Origin of the sequence: Xanthobacter autotrophicus ATCC 700552 (genome assembly GCF_043194565.1) — a bacterium.
Classification (GTDB): Bacteria; Pseudomonadota; Alphaproteobacteria; order Rhizobiales; family Xanthobacteraceae; genus Xanthobacter; species Xanthobacter autotrophicus_F.
Genome location: NZ_JBAFVS010000004.1, coordinates 148,145 through 163,572 on the forward strand (window position 1 = coordinate 148,145; position 15,428 = coordinate 163,572).

Annotated in this window: 14 protein-coding genes; 7 read left to right on the forward strand and 7 right to left on the reverse strand. The window is 67.9% G+C overall.

The window, feature by feature from the left end; all coding sequences use genetic code 11:
- Nucleotides 1-282: 282 nt before the first annotated feature.
- Together V5F48_RS05885 and V5F48_RS05890 are read left to right on the forward strand one after the other, a co-directional pair.
- Nucleotides 283-645: a hypothetical protein gene (locus V5F48_RS05885; protein ID WP_394257941.1), complete on the forward strand. Its 363-nt coding sequence runs from the start codon at nucleotides 283-285 to the stop codon at nucleotides 643-645.
- 10 nt (nucleotides 646-655) lie between these two features.
- Nucleotides 656-1,597, forward strand: coding sequence for an AEC family transporter (locus V5F48_RS05890; RefSeq protein WP_394257942.1), 942 nt, complete (start codon nucleotides 656-658; stop codon nucleotides 1,595-1,597).
- Here V5F48_RS05890 and gluQRS read toward each other — a convergent pair.
- Entirely contained in the window at nucleotides 1,576-2,523 is a 948-nt protein-coding gene (gene gluQRS / locus V5F48_RS05895) for a tRNA glutamyl-Q(34) synthetase GluQRS (protein ID WP_394257943.1), read from the reverse strand. The genes V5F48_RS05890 and gluQRS overlap by 22 nt on opposite strands.
- A 162-nt stretch (nucleotides 2,524-2,685) precedes the next feature.
- Here gluQRS and V5F48_RS05900 point away from each other — a divergent pair, with 162 nt between their 5' ends.
- From V5F48_RS05900 to V5F48_RS05910, 3 genes are all read left to right on the forward strand, one after another.
- A complete protein-coding gene (locus tag V5F48_RS05900; RefSeq protein ID WP_394257944.1) occupies nucleotides 2,686-3,411 on the forward strand; it encodes a DNA-3-methyladenine glycosylase family protein in 726 nt (241 codons plus the stop codon).
- Between the two features lie 25 nt (nucleotides 3,412-3,436).
- Complete coding sequence (locus V5F48_RS05905) at nucleotides 3,437-4,168, forward strand: alpha/beta hydrolase (protein WP_394257945.1); 732 nt, start codon at nucleotides 3,437-3,439, stop codon at nucleotides 4,166-4,168.
- Between the two features lie 83 nt (nucleotides 4,169-4,251).
- Nucleotides 4,252-4,833 carry an HNH endonuclease gene (locus tag V5F48_RS05910; RefSeq protein WP_394109866.1) on the forward strand — a complete coding sequence of 194 codons (582 nt, stop codon included), beginning with the start codon at nucleotides 4,252-4,254 and terminating at the stop codon, nucleotides 4,831-4,833.
- A gap of 21 nt (nucleotides 4,834-4,854) precedes the next feature.
- Here V5F48_RS05910 and V5F48_RS05915 read toward each other — a convergent pair whose 3' ends face one another.
- Complete coding sequence (locus tag V5F48_RS05915) at nucleotides 4,855-5,343, reverse strand: disulfide bond formation protein B (protein ID WP_394257946.1); 489 nt, start codon at nucleotides 5,341-5,343, stop codon at nucleotides 4,855-4,857.
- A 305-nt stretch (nucleotides 5,344-5,648) separates the two neighbouring features.
- Here V5F48_RS05915 and irrA point away from each other — a divergent pair, with 305 nt between their 5' ends.
- Nucleotides 5,649-6,182 carry an iron response transcriptional regulator IrrA gene (gene irrA / locus V5F48_RS05920; protein ID WP_394258065.1) on the forward strand — a complete coding sequence of 178 codons (534 nt, stop codon included), beginning with the start codon at nucleotides 5,649-5,651 and terminating at the stop codon, nucleotides 6,180-6,182.
- A gap of 320 nt (nucleotides 6,183-6,502) precedes the next feature.
- On the opposite strand, the gene V5F48_RS05925 is transcribed toward irrA, so the two are convergent.
- Nucleotides 6,503-7,765, reverse strand: coding sequence for a lytic murein transglycosylase (locus tag V5F48_RS05925; RefSeq protein WP_394257947.1), 1,263 nt, complete (start codon nucleotides 7,763-7,765; stop codon nucleotides 6,503-6,505).
- A 19-nt stretch (nucleotides 7,766-7,784) separates the two neighbouring features.
- Nucleotides 7,785-8,621, reverse strand: a complete 837-nt coding sequence (murI, locus tag V5F48_RS05930) for a glutamate racemase (protein ID WP_394258066.1) — start codon at nucleotides 8,619-8,621, stop codon at nucleotides 7,785-7,787.
- Nucleotides 8,622-9,078: 457 nt separating this feature from the next.
- Between murI and purB the strand changes: the two genes are divergently transcribed.
- Entirely contained in the window at nucleotides 9,079-10,386 is a 1,308-nt protein-coding gene (gene purB, locus V5F48_RS05935; protein WP_394258067.1) for an adenylosuccinate lyase, read from the forward strand.
- A gap of 359 nt (nucleotides 10,387-10,745) precedes the next feature.
- Here purB and V5F48_RS05940 read toward each other — a convergent pair whose 3' ends face one another.
- The 3 genes from V5F48_RS05940 to acnA all read right to left on the reverse strand — a co-directional run bounded on the left by V5F48_RS05940 (nucleotide 10,746) and on the right by acnA (nucleotide 15,335).
- Nucleotides 10,746-11,117, reverse strand: a complete 372-nt coding sequence (locus V5F48_RS05940) for a DUF2794 domain-containing protein (RefSeq protein WP_394257948.1) — start codon at nucleotides 11,115-11,117, stop codon at nucleotides 10,746-10,748.
- A 486-nt stretch (nucleotides 11,118-11,603) separates the two neighbouring features.
- Entirely contained in the window at nucleotides 11,604-12,338 is a 735-nt protein-coding gene (locus V5F48_RS05945; RefSeq protein WP_394257949.1) for a DUF1223 domain-containing protein, read from the reverse strand.
- A gap of 300 nt (nucleotides 12,339-12,638) precedes the next feature.
- Complete coding sequence (acnA, locus tag V5F48_RS05950; RefSeq protein WP_394257950.1) at nucleotides 12,639-15,335, reverse strand: aconitate hydratase AcnA; 2,697 nt, start codon at nucleotides 15,333-15,335, stop codon at nucleotides 12,639-12,641.
- Between the last annotated feature and the right edge of the window lie 93 nt (nucleotides 15,336-15,428).

Below are 15,428 nucleotides of genomic sequence, written 5' to 3' on the forward strand. Positions count from 1 at the left end.
CGGGTTTGCAGCTGCGCCCTATGGTCCCCGTCATGCATTGTTCCGGATACGAGATGCCGGGTTTCAGCCTGGCCCTGCGGCGAATTCCACGCCCGGTCGACACGGTCGGCCGGGTAATCTGACGCGCCATCCGGGACGCTGACTTTCAAGGCCGCCGCTGCAGAGGCAGTGGAGCCGCCGATGAAACGCCCAGATCCGGCACGGCGCGATGACCGCAAGGGCCGCATGGCCCTTCTCGCATCGCTTGCGGCCGCAAGGCCCGCCTTCGCTCCGGATCGTCCCATGTCCCGCTCCCTGTCCCTGCCCACCGTCGCCGCCGACGGCGCCAACCTCCATCGCCTGGTGGTGGAGGCCGAACCTGAAACCAACCTGCTGCTGCGCCTGCTGGAACCGTTCGTGATCCACGACGTGCTGCCGTCCCGCGTGGAGTGCGCCACCTGCGGCGAGGTCCTCGCTGTGGAGATCGTGTTCGCCGCCTCCGCCGATCTGGCGCAAAGGCTCCATGGCCGGCTGTCGGTGATCGTGGGCGTGCGCGATGCGGCGCTGGCGCCGGCCGGCGGTGCCCGGGGCGCGAATGCTCCGGACCATCGCCCATCAGACCATCGCCCATCAGACCATGGCACGGCGGCCCACCGCGCGGCCTGACGGATTACCCATGCTGAGCACCCTTTCCGACATCGCCGTCATCGTTCTGCCGGTCTTCGGCATGGTGGCGGTGGGCTATTTTGCTGCCAAGGTGAAGCTGGTCAGCGAGCGGGCCAGCGACGGGCTGGCGGAGTTCGTCTTCAGCTTGGCGGTGCCGGCGCTCATCTTCAAGACGCTGAGCGAATCCAGCCTGCCGGAGGCCCAGCCCTGGGGCTACTGGATCTCCTATTTCGCCGGCGCCTTCTTCGCCTTCGGCCTCGCCATGCTGGCGGCGCGCAAGCTGTTCGGCCGCAGCCCGCAGGAGGCGGTGATCCACGGCTTCGCGGCGGGGCAGGCCAATACGGTGTTCGTGGGCGTGCCGCTCATCCTGAAGGCCTACGGGCCGGAAGGGGCGGTGCCGTTGTTCCTGCTCATCGCCATCCACCTGCCGGTGATGCTGGTGGCCGCCACCGTGCTGATGGAGGGCAGCGCCGGCTTCTCCCGTGCCACGGCCATGAAGCTGGTGAAGGCGCTGGCGCTCAATCCCATCCTCATCGGCATCTATGCCGGTGCACTCGGGCGCGTGCTGGGCATCCAGGCCACCGGCATCCCCAAGCAGATGGTGGACCTGATCGCCGCTGCCGCTACCCCGTGCGCCCTCATCGCGCTGGGCCTGTCGCTGAAGCGCTACGGCATGTCGGGGGGCGATCTGGCGCCGTCAGCGCTCATCAGCGGGTTGAAGCTGGTGGTGCATCCGGCGGCGGTCTATGGGCTCACCTTCCTGTTCCCCATGCCGGCCGCGTGGGCCGGGGTGGCGGTGCTGTTCGCCGCCATGCCCTCGGGCATCAACGGCTATCTGCTGGCCCAGCGCTACGGCATCGGGGTGGGCGCCTCCACCAGCGCGGTGTCCATGTCCACCGGGCTGGCGGTGTTCACCGTGGCCCTCTGGCTCTACGTGCTCGGGGTCGGATAGGCCGGCTCCCCCCTGGCGCCGGAGGCCAGTTGCAACCGCCGCAAGACGTCCTGCGGCGTGGCGCCGGCGGCGCGCAGCGCATGAAGGCTGGTGGCGGAATTGCTTTTGGAGAGCTTGTAGCCGCTGTCGTCCAGGATCAGCCGGTGGTGGTGATAGGCCGGGGTCGGCAGGCCCAGCAGGCGCTGCAGCAGCACGTGCACCGAGGTGGCGTGGTAGAGGTCCATGCCGCGGATCACATGGGTGATGCCCTGCGCGGCGTCGTCCACCACCACCGAGAGATGATAGGAGGTGGGCACGTCCTTGCGCGCCAGCACCACGTCGCCCCAGCGGGCGGCATCGGCCTCCACCGTCTTGAGGGGACCTTCGGGAACGTCCTGCGCTTCCTTCCAGGAAAGCGGGCCACCCCCCAGATCCCTCACCGCCGTGATGGAAGCCGCCATGTCGAGCCGCACCACGAAGGGCGCGCCCTGGTCCCGCAGCGCGGCCCGTGCCGCATTGGTCATGGCCGAGCGGGGGAAGGGGACCAGCGGCGCCCCGTCGGGATCGCGCGGGGCGGGGCGGCCGGTGGCGCTCTCCAGCCCGATCACCGCGCCGGCGATCTGGGATCGGCTCTCGAAGGCGGGATAGACTAGCCCCATGGCTTCGAGCCGGGCGATGGCTGCGGCATAAGCGGCGAAATGCGCCGACTGCCGGCGCACCGGCGCATCGGGGAAAATGCCCAGCCAGGCGAGGTCGTCGAGGATGCCGCGCGCGTATTCCGGGCGACATCGGGTGGTGTCGATATCCTCCAGGCGCAACAGGAAGGTGCCGCCCATGCGTCGCGCCGCCTCCACATTCACCAGCGCCGAGAAGGCGTGGCCCAGATGCAGCCGGCCGTTGGGGCTGGGCGCGAAGCGGCAGGTGAAGGGCGAAGCGGGGAGGGCCATGGCACAAGGATTAGTGCAATTCCAGCAAAAGTGCGAAGCGGTTTTGCGTCCGGAATTGCGATGAAACAAGGGTTTAGAGCATGTTCGGCGAACCGGTGTTTGCCGAATATGCTCTAAAGCGTTTTCGCGCGAAGGGGATAGCGGTTCACACGAAGAAAACGGGTGGACACAGGATTCTGGAGCGCGTGCCTTCAACTGGTGGAACGCAGCGGCTCGCGCACGACGGCGGAGGAGATGATGATGGAGCCGCTGTTGACCGACCAGGCCGTCTTCGACCGGGCGCTGGACGATCTCCTTGCCCTCGACCCGCGTCTCGTGCCGCTGGTGGAACTGGCGGGCCGACCGACCCTGCGGCAACGCCCGCCGGGCTTTGCCGGGCTGGCGGCGGTGGTGGTGGCGCAGCAGCTTTCCGTGGCCTCGGCCCGCGCCATCCATGGCCGGCTGGAAGCCACCCTCGGCGGCGCGCCCAGTGTGGAGGCCATGCTGGCGGCGACCCCGCAGGCCCTGCGCGCGGTCGGCCTCTCGGCCCCCAAGATCCGCACCCTCACCGGCATCGCGCGGGCGCTGGCGGACGGGGCGGTGGACCTCGACGCGGTGGCCCGCATGACGGCGGACGCCGCGGCCGAGACCCTCACGCGCCTGCCTGGCATCGGGCTGTGGACCGCCGACATCTACCTCCTGTTCTGCCTCGGCCGGGCGGATGCCTTTCCCCACGGCGACCTTGCCTTGCAGGTGGCGCTGGGCGAGGCTTTCGACCTGCCGGGACGGGCGACGCCGCAGGGCCTGCGGGCGGTGGCGGAAGACTGGCGGCCGTTGCGCGGCGTGGCGGCGCATCTGCTGTGGGCGTATTATGGCGCCCGGCGAACCCGGCAGGGCGCGCCGGCCTGACCTTTGTTCCTATTGGTATTGCGACATGACCTTTCCCAGCGGCTCCTTCCCCCTCGACGGGGTTTCCCTCGACGATCCCGTCCTCGACGGCCCGCGCCTGCGCCCGCGCAACGGCGGCGCGCCGGACGCGCTGGTGGTGCTGCTGCACGGCTATGGCGCCGACGGCCGTGATCTCATCGACATCGGCAATGCCTGGGCGGACCTTTTGCCCGGCGCCCTCTTCGTATCGCCCCACGCGCCCGATCCGTGCGAGGGCGCGCCGGTGGGCCGCCAGTGGTTTCCTTTGACCTTCCGCGATCCCCATGAGTTGACCCGGGGAGCGGAGGGCGCTGCCCCCCTGCTGCGCGACTTTTTGGCCGAGGAACTGGCCAAATACGACCTGCCGCCCGAGCGCCTCGCTCTGGTGGGCTTCAGCCAGGGGGCGATGATGGCGCTCAAGCTCGCCACTACGGCGCAGGTGGCCCCGGCGGCGGTGGTGGCCTATTCCGGCATGTGGGTGGACGTGACCCAGGGACAAGGCGAGACCAGCCGCGGCGACGTGGAGCTACCCAGCCGTCCTCCGATCCTGCTGGTGCACGGCAGCGAGGACGAGGTGATTCCCGCCTCGGCCCTGTTCGCCTCGGCGCGGGGGCTGGCGGCGGCCGGCGTGCCGGTGGAATGGCACCTCAGCCAGGGCCTCGGCCACGGCATTGACGACGAGGGGCTGTGCCACGGCGGGCAGTTCCTCGCCGAGTTCCTGGGCAAGGCCCGCCGCTGAGCGCTGCGGGCGGCGGCTTCACAAGGATGACACGGAGCATATAGAGTATCGCCCGCGCATCGGGATCGTTAGGCGCGATTCGGATGCAGAGACGAGGAGTTCGGTCCTTGACCACTGCTTTGTCACCAGGTGCCTGGCCAGCGCTCGTGCTCAACGCGGACTATCGTCCGTTGAGCTACTATCCGCTGTCGATCTGGAGTTGGCAGGATGCCATCAAGGCGGTCTTCCTCGATCGGGTGAATATCGTCGAATATTACGACAAGGCGGTGCGAAGTCCGGGGTTCGAGATCCGGTTGCCGAGTGTGGTGTCGCTTCGCACCTTCGTGAAGCCCACGCGACAACCGGCCTTCACCCGCTTCAACGTCTTCCTGCGCGACCGCTTCTCCTGCCAGTATTGCGGCTCGCGCGACGACCTCACCTTCGATCATCTCATCCCACGTTCCCGGGGCGGGCAGACCACCTGGGAAAATGTCGTCGCCGCCTGCTCCCCCTGCAACCTGCGCAAGGGCAGCCATATGCCGGGCGACCTGGGAATGTGGCCGGCGCAGATGCCGTTCCAGCCCTCCGTGCATGACCTGCACCAGAACGGCCGCCACTTCCCGCCCAATTATCTCCACGAAAGCTGGATGGACTATCTCTACTGGGATACCGAACTGGATCCCTGAGCGCCATGTGACGCCCGTGCGTCAGGCTTTGCGACCGGTTGTCGCGGCGCCGAACGCCACCACCGCCATCGCCGCCGCGATCAGCGCATTCCATCCCGCCATGGACACCCCGAGCAGCCGCCACGCCGCCTCGTCGCAGCGGGGCACCCGTGCGCCCTTCAGGGCGGACAGCACGTTGCCCGTCATAACCGGTGCTCCGGTGCAGGCGGTGGGGCCGGTCCAGAACTGCCATTCCACGCCGGCGTGGTAAATGGCGAGGCCCATATTGCCCACCATGGCGAGGCCGATGACGCCGAGCAGCATCCGCGCCAGCTTGGTCCGGCCGCTGCGCGCGGCGGCGAAGGCCAGCAGTCCCAAGGGGATCGCGGCGTAATAGGGCAGCCGCTGGTCGAGGCAGAGCGGGCAGGGGGCAAGGCCCACCACGAGTTGGAAATACCATGCCGCCGCCAAGGCGAGGGCCGATCCGGTCACCAGCAGCAAGGCCGCCGTTTCGTCGAGACGCTGGAGCAAGGCGCGTGTCCTGAAAGGGGCCGACAGGCCCCGGCGCAAGGGCGATAGACCCGCCGCGCGCGCCTGTCCATGACCGTGGGCAGGGATGACGCGCAAGTGAGCCGGCCGCAGACCACCGCCGCTCTGACATCCCCGGAGGTTGCCCGCCACCTTGGAACTTTTCTCACTCAGGGGCACCCATATGGCGCTGCGGTGCAATATCGGGTATAAAGTTGCTAGTCGTCTTCGGAGGCATTCGCATTGCGTTTCTCCTGTGACGGCATATTTTGGTCATAGCTTCATAGATTGCAGCCGAAATGAACGAGATGATCCGCTCCCGCTCCCCGTTCGGTCCCCCGTTCGCGCAGGCCGATGCGCAGGACGAGCCGGTTCTTCCCGTCGCCCAGCTCCGCGACATCAACACCACGCGCCGGACCGGATGCCCGTTCCACGACGTGCGCGAGATGCTCAAGGACGTGGGTTTGCGCCCCACCCGGCAGCGCCTTGCCCTCGGCTGGCTGCTGTTCGCCAAGGGCGACCGGCATGTGACCGCGGAAATCCTGCACGAGGAAGCCATCAAGGCGCGCTTCCCGGTATCGCTGGCCACGGTCTACAACACCTTGCACCAGTTCACGGAATCGAGCCTCCTGCGGGAGGTGGCAGTGGACGGCTCCAAGACCTATTTCGACACCAACGCCTCGGATCACCACCATTTCTTCCTTGAGGGCCAGAACGACCTGTTGGACATCCCGGCGCAGGACGTGAAGGTCGAGCTGATTCCCGAGCCCCCCGAGGGCTACGAGGTGGCGCGGGTGGATGTGGTGGTGCGGCTGCGCCGCAAGAGCACGGCGCGCGGCTGAAACTGGTCGCGGCTGAAAGCGGTCGCCGCCGTCTCGCCTTGAGGATGCAATGCCCCGGCTGGTCCGGGGCATTTTCGTTTGCGGATGGGGATCGGGACGCGCGCCGGACGCTGAGTCGCGCGCCGCCGCTCCGGCCCGTTCATCGGCGCCTTTCCGAAACACCCCTTCCCCGAGGACGCATTCCCCGAGGGCGCATTCCCTTGGGGCATCCGAAAAGCGCGTGCCAAGAGGCGCGTGGCAAAACGTTGGCCCGCTCCAGCTCGAAATTCAAAAGCCGTTTCTGACGACGCGAGCCGCTTCACACGTTCGCCGAAGCGGCCCTACCGCCCCTGCCGCAGGGCGTTGAGAACGGTGATGGAGGCGTAGCCGTCCGCCGGAGTGATGCCGGCCTTCTGCTGGAAGCCACGCACCGCCCGCATGGTATCGGCGCCCACGCGCCCGTCGGCCCCCCCGGTATCAAAGCCGGCCGCGGTGAGGCGCTGCTGCACCTCCTGCACTTCCGCCAGGGTCAGCGCCCGCTCGCCGCCGGGCCAGGACGCCACGAACGGCCCCTCGCCCATGATTCGGTCGCCCAGATGCACCACGGCCAGGGCATAGTTGGACGAGGGGTTGTAGGACCGCACCGCATAGAAATTGTGGAGCAGCAGCAGCGCCGGCCCGCCGACGCCGCCCGGCAGCCACAGGCGCGCGGGCTCGTCATAGCCGGTGAGCGACTGGCCCTCCACCGTCACCAGCCCCAGTTCGCCCCATTGGGCGAGGGGCCGGCGGGTCTTGTTGTCGGCGAGGTCGGTGTTGAAGCCGGCCGGCAGTTTCGCCTCGAAGCCCCAGGGCTCGCCGCGGCGATACTTGCCGCGCTTCACCAGATAGTTGGCGGTGCCGGCGAGGGCATCATCCGGCTTGCCGAAGGGCGAGATGCGGCCGTCGCCGTCGAAGTCCACGCCCATGTTGAGCCAGACTTCGGGCATCCACTGGGTGTGGCCCATGGCCCCCGCCCACGATCCCTTCATCTCCTGCGGGGTGCCCCAGCCGCGCTCCACGATGACCAGGGCGTTGAGCAACTCCGCTTCCCAGTATTTGCGGCGGCGGGCGTCCCCCCAGGCCAGCGCCGCGAGGGAGGGGAAGACGGGGGTCATGTGCTTGGGATTGTCGAGCACGTCGCCGAACGCGCTCTCCATGCCCCAATAGCCGAGCATCACCCGGCGATCGACGCCGAACGCCTTCTCGATGCGCTCGAACAGGCCGGCATATTGCTGCGCCCGCTGCTTGCCGGTGGCGATGCGCCAGTCGGAGACGCGGCGGTTGAGATATTGCCAGCTCTGCTCGGTGAACTCGGCCTGGTTGCGGTCCTGCGCATAGACGGCGGTGTCGGGCTTCAGGCCGTTGAAGACGCGGTTGTAGGTGGCATCCGAGACGCCGCGCGCCTTGGCCCGCGCGCGGAAGGTCTCCACCCAGCGCGGGAAGGGCTGGGCCGCCTGCTGGGCGAGCGCGGGCGTCGCCGTGAGCAGTCCGGCGCCCGCCAGGGAACCTGCAATTGAGCCTGCAAGGCCGAAGGTGAAGGCGCGGCGGTTCAGGGCGAGGGTCATTCGGTCTCCAGACGGGAAATCAGCTGGTGCCGTGCGGCGGGCCGGACGGGTCCAGCACCTGCGGCGAGGCCACGGGACGGCCGACGATGGCTTCGATGCGCGCCGCCTCCAGCGGCCGCAGGGTCGAGACCAGCCGCACTGGCGGCGGAGTCTCTTGCGCGGTCGGCGGCGCGGCGGCGCCGATGAGCTGGGTGACGCGGCGGGCGATGGCCGGGGCGGGATCGATGAAGGTCACCGGCCACGGCGCAAGGCGGGTCAGCCGGTCGAGAATGAGCGGATAATGGGTGCAGGCGAGCACCACCGTGTCGGTGCGCCGGCCGCCAACGGACACGAAGCAGGGCGCGATCTCGGCCGCGATATCCGCGTCATCCACAAGATCGCCGGCCATGGCAGCTTCGGCAAGACCCGCGAGCCGGTCGCTGGGCACCAGCGCCACGTCGCAGCCGGAGGCAAACTCGCGCACCAGTGCGGCGGTATAATCGCGCCGCACCGTGCCGGGGGTGGCCAGCACGCTCACGCGCCTGGTGCGGGAGGCAAGACAGGCGGGCTTGATGGCCGGCACCGTGCCGACGAACGGCAGGGCGTGGCGCGCCCGCAGCGACGGCAAGGCCAGGGTGGACGCGGTGTTGCAGGCAATGACCACGAGGTCGGGCTTCACCTCGCCGATCAGCCGATCCATGACGTGGCCGACGCGGTCCACCAGGGTCTCGTCGGCGAGGGCGCCATAGGGGAAGGCGGCATCATCGGCGGCATAGATGAAGTGCGCGTCCGGCCGCACCCGGGCCACCTCGCGGAACACGGACAGGCCGCCGAGCCCCGAATCGAACACCAATATGGTGGGCGCGCGATCCGCCAGCTCCGAGGCCAGCACGCGGGGAAGCGGAGCAAGGGAGGTCACGTCGGGGCTCTCGGCGGCAGGTGGGACGATGGGCAAACGCTTATCCTCAACGGCGCAGGCGAGATTGTGACGCCGCGCCCGTAAAGGAAGCATGAGCGGGCCGCTGAAGCCGGAAACATCCGGCTTCAGTCTCTGGAGGCCGAGCTCGGCAGTAGCCGAGTTCGGGCAGCCGGAAACATCCGGCTTCAGTCTCTGGAGGCCGAGCTCGGCAGCAGCCGAGTTCGGGCAGCCGGAAACATCCGGCTTCAGTCTCTGGGAGCCGAGCTCGGCAGCCGCCGAGTTCGGGCGGCCGGAAACATCCGGCTTCGGTCCTTGAGAGCCGACCTCGGCAAACCCCATGTTCGCGCGCCGCGCTACCCCGCGCCGCGCCTTTCTGCTAAAGCGCTCGCCTGCCCAATATGACGAGCACCCGCACATGATCCCGCGTTACAGCCGGCCGGAAATGGCCGCCATCTGGTCCCCCGAAGCCCGCTTCCGCATCTGGTTCGAGATCGAGGCCCACGCCGCCGACGCCATGGCGGACCTCGGCATCGTGCCGAAGGAGGCCGCGGCCAGGATCTGGGAGCTGGGCGGCAAGGCCGAGTTCGACGTGGCGCGCATCGACGCCATCGAGCGGGACGTGAAGCACGACGTCATCGCCTTCCTCACCCACCTCGCCGAGTTCGTGGGGCCGGAGGCGCGCTTCGTGCACCAGGGCATGACCTCGTCCGACGTGCTCGACACCTGCTTTGCGGTGCAGCTGGCCCGCGCCAGCGACCTGCTCATCGCCGATGTGGACGCGCTGCTGAAGGTGCTGGAGCGCCGGGCGTTCGAGTTCAAGCTGACCCCCACCGTGGGCCGCTCCCACGGCATCCATGCCGAGCCCACCACCTTCGGCGTGAAGCTCGCCATCGCGGCGGCCGAGTTCCAGCGCGCCCGCGCCCGGCTGGTGGCCGCCCGCGCCGAGATCGCCACCTGCGCCATTTCCGGGGCGGTGGGCACGTTCGCCCATATCGACCCGGCGGTGGAAGCCCATGTGGCGGCAAAGCTCGGCCTCACCGTGGAGACCGTCTCCACCCAGGTGATCCCGCGCGATCGGCACGCCATGTTCTTCGCGGTGCTGGGGGTGGTGGCCTCCTCGGTGGAACGGCTCGCCACCGAGGTGCGCCATCTCCAGCGCACTGAGGTGCTGGAGGCGGAGGAGTATTTCTCCCCCGAGCAGAAGGGCTCCTCGGCCATGCCCCACAAGCGCAACCCGGTGCTCACCGAGAACCTCACCGGCCTTGCCCGCATGGTGCGTGCCTATGCCCTGCCGGCCATGGAGAATGTGGCCCTGTGGCATGAGCGGGATATTTCCCATTCGTCCGTGGAGCGTATGATCGGCCCCGACTCCACGGTGACGCTGGACTTCGCCCTGGCGCGCCTCACCGGCGTCATGGACAAGCTGGTGGTCCACACCGACAACATGCAGAAGAACATGGACAAGCTGGGGGGCCTCATCCACTCCCAGCGGGTGCTGCTGGCCCTGACCCAGAAGGGCGCAAGCCGCGAGGACAGCTATCGCCTGGTCCAGCGCAACGCCATGCGGGTATGGCGCGGGGAGGGCGATTTCCGCACCTTCCTCCTCGCCGACGAGGACGTGCGCAAGTATCTCTCGGAAGACGACATCAACGAGAAGTTCGATCTCGGCTACCACCTGAAGAATGTGGATACCATCTTCACGCGGGTGTTCGGCCGGGCGTGAGGCGGGGCCGGCACTTCTCCACCTCGTCGCCGTCCGGCTTGACCGGAGGGCAGGGCAGGGTGGGGGCTGGTGCCTCTCCACCCGTGCGGATCTCTGCGGAGAGGGCTCTGCCCCCTCCCCAACCCTCCCCCGCACGCGGGAGAGGGGGGCCGGCACTTCTCCACCCGTTTCGCACCATCGTCGCCCTCCGGCTCGACCGGGGGGTCCATCTCACCGCTGTCCGAGCCTCGCCGCCGGGAACGGTGTGAACCCTCTCCCGCTTGCGGGGGAGGGCAGGGTGGGGGCTGGTGCCTCTCCACCCGTGCGGATCTCTGCGGAGGGGGCAGAGCTGCGGGGACCCTGAAAAGACAGCCGCCCCCTCAGATCGCCTTCAGCGGCTTTTCCAGCACGGCGAGGACGCGCGGCAGTTCGTGGCCGCGCTTTAGGATGTGGCCGGTCTGGGAAATCACCGCATACATGCCCTGGCGCCGGGCGAGGCGCGGGTCCTTCTCGATGCGGTAGAGGGGCATGTCCATGGCGCGGCGGTAGACGGCGAACACCGCCTTGTCGCGGGTGAAGTCGATGGCGTAGTCGCGCCATTCGCCCTGCGCCACCATGCGCCCGTAAAGGTCGAGGATGCGGTCGAGTTCCCGCCGGTCGAAGGTGATCTTCAACGGGACCGGGGATGAGGCCGCGGGCTGGACCGAAATGGCGCCGCGGCGCGACAGGATTATGGGTTCAGCGTCTCCCATCGGGCCTCCTGTGTCGCGGCCTCTGCCGGATGCCGGATCCGCCGGTGCGCGCTCCACAAGACGCACCAGCGGCGGGCGGGACGGTGCAGGCCCGTGTTCCCGACCATGATCACCCCCGGCGGGACGCCTTTCAAGGCCAATTGGTAGCCGACTGTCGCTTTTGACGAAGAGGTAATTTAGTACAGATCACGGCAACGTCACTGAAATCACAGTCTCGCCGAAATTCGGTCAATCGCGCGCCGCGCCCCGGCGCGATCTTCCATCGCGTAGCAGGGCCGGTTCGCGAAGCGCTCCGGTATCCCAGCCCCCCAGCCCCCCGGGGTGCGCGCGGACCGGCCACTGCTACGCACCGACATCAGACCCCCAATAGGCCGCCTTTCCAGGCGGCCTTCTTTTTTGCGTGCCAACAGGCCGCCTTTCGGGCGGACTTCCTTTGCGTGGCTGCGATGAGGATTCGGGTTTCTACCCGCGGCTAACGGGACGGGATCAGTCGCCCAGGGGCAGGAAGGCGGCGCCGATGATGGGGCCGGGCATGTTCGGGCTGCCGGTCTGCACCAGCACCGCCACGGAATCCACGCCCTCCCGGCTGACGTCCTTGAGCGCCACGCGATAGCGCCGGGCATCGCCCTGCCAGATGGCGACCCGCACCCAACCGCGCACCACGTTGGCATAGGTCACGTTGCGCCCGCCATTCTCGCCGCGGCCGATGGCCACCGTCTGATTGCGGATCACCGGGCACAGCCACAGGTCCGCGCCGCTGGCGGCGGCCGGGCTCTCGGGCAGGCTGATCTCGATGGCATCGCCGTCGCGCCTCACCGTCACCGGCACGGTGAGGCCACCGGCACCGCGCGCGGTGATCAGGGCGCGCTGTACCGCGGCGCGGTCGCTGCCCTTGGCGGACAGGGTGCCATCCACCACCATCTGAGGGGTGAACACCTTCCGGTCCGGGCGCTGATCGGCGTAGGCCTTCTGGCGCAGGGAATGGCCGTGCAGCGCCAGCGTGTCCTTCCAGCCCACATAGTCCCAATAGTCCACCGCCAGCGTGAGGGCGAGCACCTGCGGGTCCTTGGCGATCTCGGTGAGGAGGGCGTCGGCGGGCGGGCAGGAGGCGCAGCCCTGACTGGTGAACAGCTCCACCACGGTCTTCGGCTGGCTCTGTCCCAGGGCCGGACTGGCGGCCAGGGCGAGCAGAAGCGCGAGGGTGGTGCGAGCGAAGGTCATGGTGCGCAATAGGAGCTTTCGGCAAGGGGAACGGCTTCGGGAATAACCGAGGCGGGGGAGCGGCACCAGTCACAATGGGGTGCACGGCTGGCCGGAGAAATGTCCGGGATCGGTCCCGCAAGGGCAGCAAAAACGCAGGGCAGCAAAAACGGCAGGGCAGCAAAAACGGCAGGGCAGCAAAAACGCCATGGCAGCAAAAACGGCACGGGTGTGGGCCCGCACTGTGGGCTCCCCATGAAAAGGCCGGCCCGGAGGTGTCCGGGCCGGCCGTCGCGTGTCACCGGCACAGGCCGGCGCAGATCAGGCCGCGAGCGAGCGCAGCACGTAGGGCAGGATGCCGCCGTTGCGGAAGTAGTCGAGCTCGTCCAGCGTATCGATACGGCAGATGAGGTCCACGTTCTTCACCGAGCCGTCGGCGAACTTGACCTCGGCGGTCAGAGTCTGGCGCGGCTTGAGGTCGCCCTCGATGCCCTTGAGGGTGACGATCTCGTCGCCCTTGATGCCGAGGGTCTGCCAGCTCTCGCCGTCCTTGAACACCAGCGGCACGATGCCCATGCCCACCAGGTTCGAGCGATGGATGCGCTCGAAGGACTGGGCCACCACGGCGCGCACGCCGAGCAGCTTGGTGCCCTTCGCCGCCCAGTCGCGCGACGAGCCGGTGCCGTATTCCTTGCCGGCGAACACCACCAGGGGCACGCCCTCGGAGCGGTACAGCATGGCCGCGTCGTAGATGGGCAGCTGGGCGCCGTCCGGATAATGGATGGTCACGCCGCCTTCCACGCCCGGCACCATCTGGTTCTTGATGCGGATGTTGGCAAACGTGCCGCGCATCATCACTTCATGGTTGCCGCGGCGGGTGCCGTACTGGTTGAAGTCCACCGGGCGCACCTGATGCTCGATCAGGTACTGGCCCGCCGGGGAGGCCTGCTTGATGGAGCCGGCCGGCGAGATGTGGTCGGTGGTGATGGAGTCGAGGAACAGGCCCATGACCCGGGCATCGATGATGTCGGTGACCGGCACCGGGTCCTTCGTCATGCCGACGAAGTAGGGCGGGTTCTGCACATAGGTGGAGGCATCCTGCCAGGCATAGGTCTGGCCGGTGGGAATGGCGATCTTCTGCCAGTTCTCGTCGCCCTTGAAGACGTCGGAATACTTTTCCTTGAACATCTTCTTGGTGACGTTCTCGCGGATATACTGGGCCACTTCCTTGTTGGAGGGCCAGATATCCTTGAGATAGACGGGATCGCCGCTCTTGTCGGTGCCGAGCGGCTCGGTGGTGAGGTCGATCTGCAGCGAGCCGGCCAGCGCATAGGCCACCACCAGCGGCGGGGAGGCGAGATAGTTCGCCTTCACGTCCGGGTTCACGCGGCCTTCGAAGTTGCGGTTGCCGGAGATGACGGCGCCGGCCACGAGGTCGTTCTTGTTGATCGCCTCGGAGATGGCCTCCGGCAGCGGGCCGGAATTGCCGATGCAGGTGGTGCAGCCGAAGCCCACCAGGTTGAAGCCGAGCTTGTCGAGGTCGTCCTGCAGGTCGGCGGCCTTCAGGTAGCCTTCGACCACCTGCGAGCCGGGCGCCAGCGAGGTCTTCACCCACGGCTTGGACTTCAGCCCCTTCTTCACCGCGGCCTTGGCGAGCAGGCCGGCGGCGATGAGCACGGAGGGGTTGGAGGTGTTGGTGCAGGAGGTGATGGCGGCGATCACCACGTCGCCATGGCCCACCGAATAGTCGGTGCCGGCGACGGGAACGCGCTTGGACGCCTCACCGGGCTTCTTGAACTCGCCTTCCAGGGCGGCGAGGAAGCCGGTCTTGCTCTCGGAGAGCAGCACGCGGTCCTGCGGGCGCTTGGGGCCGGCCATGGACGGCAGCACGGTGTCGAGGTCGAGTTCCAGGGTGTCGGTGAACACCGGATCGGGGGTGTCCTTCTTGCGCCACATGCCCTGGGCCTTGGAGTATTTCTCCACCAGGTCGTAGCGGCTTTCCTTGCGGCCGGTCTCTTCCAGATAGTCGATGGTCTCGCGGTCCACCGGGAAGAAGCCGCAGGTGGCGCCGTATTCCGGGGCCATGTTGGCGATGGTGGCGCGGTCGGCGAGCGACAGGTGTTCCAGGCCCGAGCCGTAGAACTCCACGAACTTGCCCACCACGCCCTTCTTGCGCAGCATCTGGGTGACGGTGAGCACGAGGTCGGTGGCGGTGATACCTTCCTTCAGCTTGCCGGACAGCTTGAAGCCGATCACCTCGGGGATGAGCATGGAAATGGGCTGGCCGAGCATGGCCGCCTCGGCCTCGATGCCGCCCACGCCCCAGCCCAGCACGCCCAGGCCGTTGACCATGGTGGTGTGCGAATCGGTGCCCACCAGGGTGTCGGGATAGGCGACGGTGACCGTCTTGCCGTCCAGCTCTTCTTTGCGGGTCCACACGGTCTGCGCCAGGTATTCGAGGTTCACCTGGTGGCAGATGCCGGTGCCCGGGGGCACGACGCGGAAATTGTCGAACGCGCTCTGGCCCCACTTCAGGAAGCGGTAGCGCTCCTGGTTCTGCTTGTATTCCTCGTCCACGTTCTTCTTCAGCGCGCTGTCGGTGCCGAAGAAGTTCACGATCACCGAGTGGTCGATGACGAGGTCGACCGGGACCAGCGGGTTGATCTTGGCCGGGTCGCCGCCGAGGGCCACCATGGCGTCGCGCATGGCGGCAAGGTCCACCACCGCCGGGACGCCGGTGAAGTCCTGCATCAGCACGCGCGCGGGGCGGTAGGCGATTTCCTTTTCCGCCTTGCCGCGATTGTTCAGCCAGTCGGCGACGGAGAGCACGTCTTCCTTCGTGACGGAACGGCCATCCTCGAAGCGCAGCATGTTCTCCAGCAGCACCTTCATGGAGAAGGGCAGGGCGGAGACGCCCGGGAGCCCGTTCTTCTCCGCCAGCTCAAGGCTGTAATAGACGTATTCCTTGTCGTCTACCGTCAGGGTTGTACGACACTTGAAGCTGTCGAGAGAAGTCACGTGCGATAACTCCGGTTCGATGATCGACCGAGGTAGCGTCGCCGAAGATGGGGAAGCGGGCTTTCCCATCTTGGACGGCGCGGTTCGGGGGCT